A 1,927-nucleotide genomic window follows, 5' to 3' on the forward strand; every position below is an offset into this window, starting at 1 on the left:
TCGCCGGCGCGGGCGAGTTCGCCCGCGAACGGAGCGGTCACCTCCACACCGGTCGGCGCATCCAGTGTGACGGCCAGGGCCACGGTGGCGGACGGGACGGAGCGGTCGGTGATCGCCCGGGTCAGTCGCGCCTCGCCGTACCGGGTGATCGCGTGGCCGCGGTCGCGGCAGATGCGGGCGAGCACGACGTCCTCCGCGTCGTCGCGCAGCCAGGCGCCGGCGTCGAGGTCGCGGGCTGTGACGGACAGGTCTGCGAGGTCGGATGCGGTGCTCGGGAAGGCGACGAGGCGGCCGAGCGCGGGGTGTGGCGTGGGTTGCGGCGTGGGCTCGCGGCCCGTGTCAGCTCCGACCCCTGCCAGGCGCGCCCGGACCAGCGTCTCCACCTCCTCCGCATCCAGTCGCCGGGCGACGTCGAACGCCACCCACTCGTGGGCGCGGTTCTCGTCCGCGTAGAGGTTGTCCGCCTCCAGCGCCACCTGCTGCTCGCCGCTGACCACCAGCACCGCTCCGCGCAGCACGACGAGCGGCCAGAGAGCGGCGAGATCGGCGTCGTCCAGCGGCGCCTCGGCGTGGAACGCCTCCACCGCGTCCAGGACGGCGAGCGGTTCGTCGGGGACATGATGCAGCGCGCTCGCGACCGTCGCAGCGAGTTCGGCGACGAGCCAGCCGTCGGAGACGTCGCCGAAATCGATGACGCCAGGGCCGTCCTCACCGAGGACGATGTTGTCGTCGGTGACGTCGCCGTGGACCGCCTGCACTCGCAGCCGCTCGCGCAGTGGCTCGAGACGGGCGAGCGCCGCGTCCGTCGCCTCGCGGACCACCCGGCGTTTCGCCGGTTGCTCGACGTGGTCGAGGAGGAAGTCGACGACCTCGCCGCCGATACGCGCATCCCACTGTGTCGTGCGGTCGAGCCCCGGGTGCCGGAGGTCGGAAAGGCCGCGGGCGACCCTGCCCGCCAGCGTGCCGAGGGTTCGCAGCTGCTCCTGGGAGGGGCGTCCGACGCCGGTCAGCGGCTCGCCCTCGAGGTAGCGGAGTACGCGTGCGAGCAGGGTGGTGCCACGGACCTCGACAGGGACGAGTTCCTCGCCGTCCAGCGAAACGATCGCCTCGGGGATGCGGATGCCGGAGTCGGCGAGCGCCGCGAGGGCCGCGTTCTGCGCCCGCAGTTCGTCGCGGGAGAACACCGGGTTGGCCAGTTTCAGCACATAGCGGCCGGCCCCGGTGTCGATGCGAAAGTTGCGGTCCTGGTTGCTGCCCAGCTCAAGGATCCGGCCCTCCAGACCGAATCGAGCGGCGGCGATCGCCGCGGCGTCCTCAGCGGTCACCTCGGGGCGCGGGAGTGCGGGCTGGGTGAGGAAGTCGGAGTTCGGCACATTGCTCCAGGAGTCGGCGATGATTCGAGGTCAGTCTAGTGAGGGCCCTCAGAATGATATGGATCAGCCCCACGCCTGATGTGTCGTCGACCGGATCGAGGGAGAGTGGAACATGGAAACCAGCAGGGAGGGCACGTGACTCAGTTCGCCACTGTCGCCCTGCTGGCCGTCGTCAGCGGAGGCATCGGAGCAGCCGTCGCCTCCGTGTTCGAACAAGCCGACGACCTCCCTCATACGGCGAGCCCGACCATCGCTTTCGTTATCGTGCTCTCGGCTGTCGTCGCATTCATTTGGTGGGCTAACACGGAGACCTCGAGATCGACCGCGTCTCAGCATCCCCAATCAGTTCACAGGTTGGGAACGGCCAAGCGATCCGGATGTGCGGTTCACATGGCCCGACGCCGGGCGCGGAACGCGAATCTTGACCGCCCCAACGCCTGAATGGGCAAAGTGGTGAGCCGCAACAGCATCGCTGAACGCGTGTGCGGCCTATAAACTGCCTCAACGTTACTGAAGGGTCCCCAATGGCCATCGCCGATTTTGAGCGTTACCCC

General features: G+C 69.3%; 1 protein-coding gene. It reads right to left on the reverse strand.

Translation table 11 applies throughout. From position 1 onward, the window contains the following. A partial coding sequence (locus tag VIG79_RS03040) for a phosphotransferase (protein ID WP_331881984.1) occupies positions 1-1,373 on the reverse strand: 1,373 nt, incomplete at its 3' end. Between the last annotated feature and the right edge of the window lie 554 nt (positions 1,374-1,927).

Source organism: Lapillicoccus sp. (assembly GCF_036559105.1).
Classification (GTDB): domain Bacteria; phylum Actinomycetota; class Actinomycetes; order Actinomycetales; family Dermatophilaceae; genus Lapillicoccus.